Genomic DNA, 4,618 nt, shown 5'->3' on the forward strand with positions numbered 1-4,618 from the left:
GGCCGAGCCGACGCACACGGCGGTGTGCACCGCGCCCCGTCCCCGGTCGTCCCGCCACAGCACCCGTTCCACGGCAGCCGCGGCCCGCCCGAAAGCGGCGACCGGGTGCCCACGGCGGGGATCGCCGAGCAGCAGGTCGCCGAGGAGGCCGGCGGCGGCACCGTACGCGAACACACGATCGGTACCCACGGGTTCAGCCGGTGACGGATCCGGAGGGAAAGGCCCCGAGACGGGGTGGGATGTCGCTGGTCGACCTCAGCAGGCTGCCGCGCATGGCGATATGTCCTCACTCAGGGTGTCCACGCCCTGGCTCGACGAGACCGGCGGCGAGAGTTCCTGGCTCCCGGGGATGTTCCACCCCGGTGACAGTGGCGGGACCGCGCCGGAATCGCACCGGCTTCCTCTTCTGCCGCCGTATTGGCTGAGGCAGTCCACCACGGCCCCCGAAGGGCCGTCAACTTGCCGTTGACCTGCGAGGCTGAAGTGTGCTGAGGCCCACAGAGGGGCTCAGGCGGGTGAACCGCGGGCCGGCACGCACACGCCGACGGGCGGTGCGGGAGCCGTGAGCTCCCGCACCGCCCGTCGGACGGAGACGATCCGCGCCCGGGAAACGACCGGGGCGGTCTCGGATCATGCCGGGTCCGTACTCAGGCCATGATCAGGTAGAGCCCGTACGCCACCGCCGCCGCGCACGCGGCGAAGCAGGCGTAGGCGCCGGTGACCGCCAGGCCCGCGGACTGCCCCTGCGCGGCGGCCCGCTCGCGGTGGGACAGACCGCTGATGCCGAGGGTGAACAGGCCCACCAGGGCCACCGTCACGACGAGGCTGACGCCGAAGACGGAGCCGAGGGCCACCCAGTCGATGCTCATGGTGTTCTTCTTCCTTCGTTCCGGGGCGCGGTCAGACGGTGGTCTTGGCCGGTGGTGCCGGGTCGGCGGGGGCCGGGATCGTGGCCGCGAGATCGCCGGTCACGGCGCCCGCCGGGGGCGGGGTCACCGCGGCCATCGCCTGCGTCACGACGCCGGACGGCTCCTCGCCCGGTACCTCGTCGTCGTTGACGTTGGTGTGGTCGACGACCTCACGCCGGGAGATCTTCCAGATCGCGGCGCTGGAGGCGACCAGGAAGACGGCCACGGCGGCGGTGCCCCAGCTGCCGAAGCCACAGACCCACTCGGCGACGGCCGCGACGAAGGCCGCCGCCGGCAGCGTCAGGCCCCACGCGACGAACATCCGGGTGGCGGTCGACCAGCGGACGACGCCGCCCTTGCGGCCCAGGCCCGCACCCATCACGGAACCGGAGACGGAATGCGTGGTGGAGAGGGAGAAACCGAGGTGCGAGGAGGCGAGGATGACCGTCGCGGCGCTGGTCTGGGCGGCGAAGCCCTGCTGCGGCTGGAGGTCGGTCAGGCCCTTGCCCATGGTGCGGATGATGCGCCAGCCGCCGAGGTAGGTGCCCAGCGCGATGGCGATGCCCGCGGAGAGGATGACCCACATGGGCGGGTCGGAGTCGGGGGCGACGGCCCCGCCGGCGACCAGGGCCAGGGTGATGATGCCCATCGTCTTCTGGGCGTCGTTGGTGCCGTGGGCCACGGAGACCAGGCCGGCGGAGGCGATCTGCCCGGCGCGGTAGCCCTTCTCGGCGGACTTGCCGTCGGCCCTCTTGCCCATGCGGTAGGTCAGCCGGGTCGCGAACATCGCGGCGAGGCCGGCCACCAGCGGGGCGGCGATCGCGGGGATCAGCACCTTGGTGACGAGGACGTCGCCGTGCACCGCGCCGAAGCCGGCGGAGGCGACGGTGGCGCCGATCAGACCGCCCATGAGGGCGTGCGAGGAGCTGGACGGCAGGCCGACCAGCCAGGTCAGGAGGTTCCAGAGGATCGCGCCGACCAGAGCGGCGAAAATGACCTCGGGACGGATGCCGGCCTCGTCGACGAGGCCCTTGGAGATCGTGTTGGCGACCTCCACCGAGAGAAATGCGCCCACGAGGTTCAGCACGGCGGACATGGCCACCGCGACCTTGGGCCTCAGCGCACCGGTCGAAATGGTCGTTGCCATCGCGTTCGCGGTGTCGTGGAAACCGTTCGTGAAATCGAACGCGAGTGCGGTTACCACCACAATCGCGAGGATCAGCGAGAAGCTTTCCATTTACCCAGGCAATCGTTCGAGGTCATTGGCTGGTCGAACGTAGGTAACCAGGGTGAACGGAAGGTGAACTGGAACAGGCGTCGTGGTGACCGTAAGAGGGGGCTGTCGCTCCGCCGGTCGGCCCATGCCGGGCTGTCCGCCTGGCAGGATCACGGCATGGCCGAACAGACGCGGGACGGGCGGGAGACGGAGGGCGCCGGGGGCCCCGGCGCGGGCCGGCGGGTGTCCGCGGAGGAGGCGCGCGCCTGGACGGAACTCGTCGAGGCCGCGCGCCGGACCGTCGCCGACGGACTGGTGGTCGGTACCTCCGGCAATGTCTCGGTGCGGATCGGCGAAACGGTGCTGGTCACGCCGTCGGGAGTGCCGTACGGCCGGCTCACGGCGGACGACGTGACCGGGGTCGACCTCGCCGGCCGCCAGGTGCTCGGCACCCTGGTCCCCACCAGCGAGCTGCCCCTGCATCTCGCGGTCTACCGCACCACCGGCGCGAGCGCCGTCGTGCACACGCACGCCGTCCACGCCACGGCCGTCTCCGCGCTCGTCGACGAACTGCCGCTGATCCACTACATGGCCGCGGCGCTCGGCGGCCCCGTCCGGGTCGCCCGCTACGCGACGTACGGCACCGAGGAGCTGGCCCGGAACATGCTCCGCGCCCTCGAGGGCCGCACCGGCTGCCTGCTGCAGAACCACGGCACGCTCACCCACGGCGCATCCCTCGACCAGGCCTACGACCGCACGGCCCAGCTCGAGTGGATGTGCAGACTCTGGCTGACCGCGTCCTCGGTCCCGGGCCTCTCCCCCCACCTCCTGACCACGGACCAACTGGCACAGGCAGAAGAACGCCTGCAGAACTACGGCCAACACCCCAGGGGCGCGGGGAACTGCGCGAACGGGGGTCCGGGGGCGGAGCCCCCGGGGACGGGACGGGAAGGGGCGGCGGGGGCGGAGAAACCCCCCACTCGAAGCGGCCCGTGACGGCCGGGGCCGACGAGAATCAGCCGGACCGAACCGTAGGCTGCCCAGCCCCCCGGCAGCGCCCCCGCAGCCCCGCCCACTGGCCGGGTACCCGTTCCGACATGACACTGGAAAGCGTGCGCACTGTCAGAGCGACGGCCGCTGCCGTCACCGCCGTGATAGGCGCCGGCGCCGCCGCAGTGGCCGCCGGCCGGTTCGCCAGCGATGCCGCCCTCAGGATCCCACCGGGCGGCCCCCTGCCCACCGAACCCCGGCTCACCGTCCACGCCACCGCAGCCGGCCAGGTGACCCTCACCCGCGACCTCGCCGCCCTGCGGCCCGGCCGTCACGGCCTCACCGGTGACGGCTTCCACGCGGTCGTCGGCCCCGTACTGCCCGGCGCCCCGGTCTCCGCCGACACCGTCGTACGCCGGCTGGAACGCGTCACGTACGGCACCCCGGAGCCCGGCGACCGCGCCTGGTTCACCCCGAACCTCCACGTCGGCGACCCCGGCACCGCCCTCGGCCTGGACCACACCGGCCTCGGGGTGCCCGGGGAGCTCGGCCCGCTGCCCGTCTGGTCCGTGCCGGGCGTCCGGGACACCTGGGTGATCGCCGTCCACGGTCTCGGCACCACCCGGGAACACACCATGAACCTCATGGAGTTCCTGCACCGCCACCGCTTCCCGGTGCTCGCCCCCGCCTACCGGGGCGACCCCGGCGCACCGGCCTCCCCCGACCGCCTGAACCACCTCGGCGAGACCGAGTGGCGCGATCTCGACGCGGTACTGCGCCACGCGGTGAGCTCCGGCGCCCGGCAGGTGGTCCTCTACGGCTGGTCCAGCGGCGCCACCATGGCACTGCGCGCAGCGGCCCGCTCCGAGATGCGCGAACACATCGCCGGTCTCGTCCTCGACTCGCCCGTCCTCAACTGGGAGGCGACCCTGCGCGCCCTCGCCGCGGCCCACCGCACCCCGGGCGCGCTGCTGCCGCTCGCCGTCCGCGCCGCCCAGGGCCGCACGGGCCTGTACGGCGAGCGCAGTCCCGGCGCCGTCCACCTGGACCGGGTCGGCGTCCCCACCCACATCTTCCACGGCCCCGACGACAAGGTGGCTCCCTGGCGGTTCTCCCGCCGCCTCGCCGCGGCCCACCCGAACACCGTCACCCTGCACACCGTCAGGGGCGCTCCCCACGCCGCCATGTGGAACGTCGACCAGGAGGCCTACGAAGAGGCCCTGCGGCGCTTCCTCACCCCCTTGATGTGAAGCCGGTGCCGAGAATTCCGTTTAGCCTCGAACCACTGGCCTGATTCCCTCCCTCCGACCGCCTCCGGGGCCGGGGCGCGGGGCGTCCCCGCGCCCCCGTCGGCATTCCGTTTGGGTTTTCGGACCGTCAACCGCGAGACTGCACCCGTGACGTCCCGTATCCCGCGCGACTCCAGGCTTCGACTCGTCCGCCCGCGACCCCTGGCCGCCTCGTACAGCTCGTCGGGGATCGACTGGAGCGCGGCCAGGATCAT

General features: G+C 72.8%; 4 protein-coding genes, 1 pseudogene and 1 riboswitch. Of the genes and pseudogenes, 2 read left to right on the top strand and 3 right to left on the bottom strand.

From position 1 onward, the window contains the following. The 3 genes and pseudogenes from B9S61_RS34360 to B9S61_RS34370 form a co-directional block, all read right to left on the bottom strand. Nucleotides 1-189 (bottom strand): annotated as a pseudogene (locus B9S61_RS34360) (cobalamin biosynthesis protein); the annotation flags it as partial. A 118-nt stretch (nucleotides 190-307) separates the two neighbouring features. Then, nucleotides 308-451, bottom strand: a riboswitch (cobalamin riboswitch). A gap of 196 nt (nucleotides 452-647) precedes the next feature. After that, complete coding sequence (locus B9S61_RS34365) at nucleotides 648-869, bottom strand: hypothetical protein (RefSeq protein ID WP_103545679.1); 222 nt, start codon at nucleotides 867-869, stop codon at nucleotides 648-650. Nucleotides 870-900: 31 nt separating this feature from the next. Beyond that, entirely contained in the window at nucleotides 901-2,145 is a 1,245-nt protein-coding gene (locus B9S61_RS34370) for an inorganic phosphate transporter (protein WP_103545680.1), read from the bottom strand. A gap of 156 nt (nucleotides 2,146-2,301) precedes the next feature. Here B9S61_RS34370 and B9S61_RS34375 point away from each other — a divergent pair, with 156 nt between their 5' ends. Next, a complete protein-coding gene (locus tag B9S61_RS34375) occupies nucleotides 2,302-3,120 on the top strand; it encodes a class II aldolase/adducin family protein (protein ID WP_103545681.1) in 819 nt (272 codons plus the stop codon). A 116-nt stretch (nucleotides 3,121-3,236) separates the two neighbouring features. Beyond that, nucleotides 3,237-4,364 (top strand): alpha/beta hydrolase, encoded by a 1,128-nt coding sequence (locus B9S61_RS34380; RefSeq protein WP_181007661.1) that lies wholly within the window; start codon nucleotides 3,237-3,239, stop codon nucleotides 4,362-4,364. Nucleotides 4,365-4,618 lie beyond the last annotated feature (254 nt).

Source organism: Streptomyces sp. SM1 (assembly GCF_002910825.1).
Classification (GTDB): Bacteria; Actinomycetota; Actinomycetes; order Streptomycetales; family Streptomycetaceae; genus Streptomyces; species Streptomyces okerensis.